At 64.0% G+C, this 1,736-nt stretch carries 3 protein-coding genes; 2 read left to right on the forward strand and 1 reads right to left on the reverse strand.

The genetic code is table 11. The features are described from left to right. Nucleotides 1-549 (forward strand): maleylacetoacetate isomerase (gene maiA / locus EN984_RS33485; protein ID WP_127384301.1); only part of this gene is annotated, 549 nt, incomplete at its 5' end. Next, entirely contained in the window at nt 539-1,012 is a 474-nt protein-coding gene (locus EN984_RS33490; protein WP_127271343.1) for a DUF4262 domain-containing protein, read from the forward strand. The genes maiA and EN984_RS33490, both read left to right, overlap by 11 nt. Before the next feature lie 2 nt (nt 1,013-1,014). On the opposite strand, the gene EN984_RS33495 is transcribed toward EN984_RS33490, so the two are convergent. Then, nucleotides 1,015-1,736, reverse strand: a 722-nt coding sequence (locus tag EN984_RS33495; RefSeq protein WP_164765872.1) for an MFS transporter, incomplete at its 5' end; no start/stop codon positions are given.

Below are 1,736 nucleotides of genomic sequence, written 5' to 3' on the forward strand. Positions count from 1 at the left end.
CATCTGCGCCATGGCGAGCATCTGGAACCAGCCTATCTCGCGGTCAATCCTCAAGGGCTGGTGCCGGCGCTGATCCTCGGCGACGGCACGCTGCTGACCCAATCGCTGGCGATCATCGAGTTCCTCGACGAGACCAAACCGGAACCACCGCTGCTGCCGAAGGACCCGGCCGGCCGGGCACGCGTGAGAATGCTGGCGCAGATGATCGCCTGCGACATCCACCCGGTGAACAATCTGCGCGTGCTGACCTCGCTGCGCACTCTGTTCGGCGCCGGCGACGAAGACATCACCAACTGGTTCCGCCACTGGGTGAACGAGGGTTTCCGGCCGCTTGAAAAGATCATGGCGTCGTCGGCGGAGACGGGTACATTCTGCCATGGCGATGCGCCGGGCCTGGCCGACATCTGCCTCGCCGCGCAGATTGCCAGCAACGCCCGGTTTGGCGTCGATCTGACGCCCTACCCGACGATCGCGCGCATCAACGCCGCCTGCATGGCGCTGCCGGCCTTCCAGAAAGCCGCGCCCCAGAACCAGCTCGATGCCGAGTAGAGAAGCCACTGACCCGGATGAAGCCAAGGCGCTGGCCGATATCGAGGCCTATGGCTGCCACATCTTGCATGTGCTGGAGGAAGGCGACGATCCGCCTTTCACCTATTCGGTTGGAATAGAGCACAACTTCAAGGCGCCGGAACTCATCGTCATCGGCCTGAAGCCGGAAATCTCCCAGTTCATCATCAACGAGTATTGCAGCCGCGTCCGCTCCGGCGAGGTTTTCCAACCAGGGCAGCGATCGTCCGGTTTTATCGAAGGTTTCGACTGTCAATTCGGCACCGTTCACATCGAACACTACCGCGAGCATTTCGGCTGGGACCTCTGGTTCTACGACGGCCTGGATTTCCGTGTTCTCCAGCTGATCTATCCCACTGTGGACGGCATCTGGCCATGGCAGGCCGAGGCGAGCAACTGGTTCCGGGCCTGGCAGCCGCTTCTCGACACCGCGCCGTCGCCATAGGCCTATCTGCCGACGCGCAGCGTCAACGCCCAGAACAGCAGCGCCAACAGGCCGATGCCGGCGCCAAGCACACAGACGCCATTCCAGCCCATTGCACCGTAAGCCATGGTCGAGGCGATGGAGCCCAGGGCACTGCCGACCGAGTAGAAGATCATATAGCCGCCAACCAGTCGGCTGCGCGCATCCGGGCGCCGGGCGAAGATCAGGCTCTGGTTGGTGACGTGGACGGCCTGGATCGCCAGATCGAGCATGACGATGCCGGCAACGAGCAGCCACAGCGACATGCCCATGAAGGCGATCGGCAGCCAGGCTGCCATCATCAGCAGCAGGCTGAAGCCGGTGACCAACTGGCCGCGGCCGCGATCGACGAGGCCGCCGGTCCAGCGCGCACCGAGCGCGCCGGCGACGCCCGCAAGGCCGAAAAGCCCAATCTCGGTATGCGAAAGTGAAAATGGCGCAGCACTCAACGGCAGCACCAGCGGCGCCCACAGCACGTTGAAGCTGGCGAAGATCAGCATGGCCAGCACCGCCCGCACGCGCAGCAGCGGCTCCTGCGCGAACAGCAGCAGCACCGAAGCGAGCAGGCGCGGATAGGATGTGCGTGGCCGCTCCGCCTCGTGGCGCGGCAGGATCAGGTAGAGAACCATCGCCATGACAAGCGTCAACCCGGCCGAGACAAGATAAACCCAGCGCCAACCGGCGAAATCGGCGACGACCCCTGAAG

It is taken from the genome of Mesorhizobium sp. M7A.F.Ca.CA.004.12.1.1, from assembly GCF_003997835.1.
Classification (GTDB): Bacteria; Pseudomonadota; Alphaproteobacteria; order Rhizobiales; family Rhizobiaceae; genus Mesorhizobium.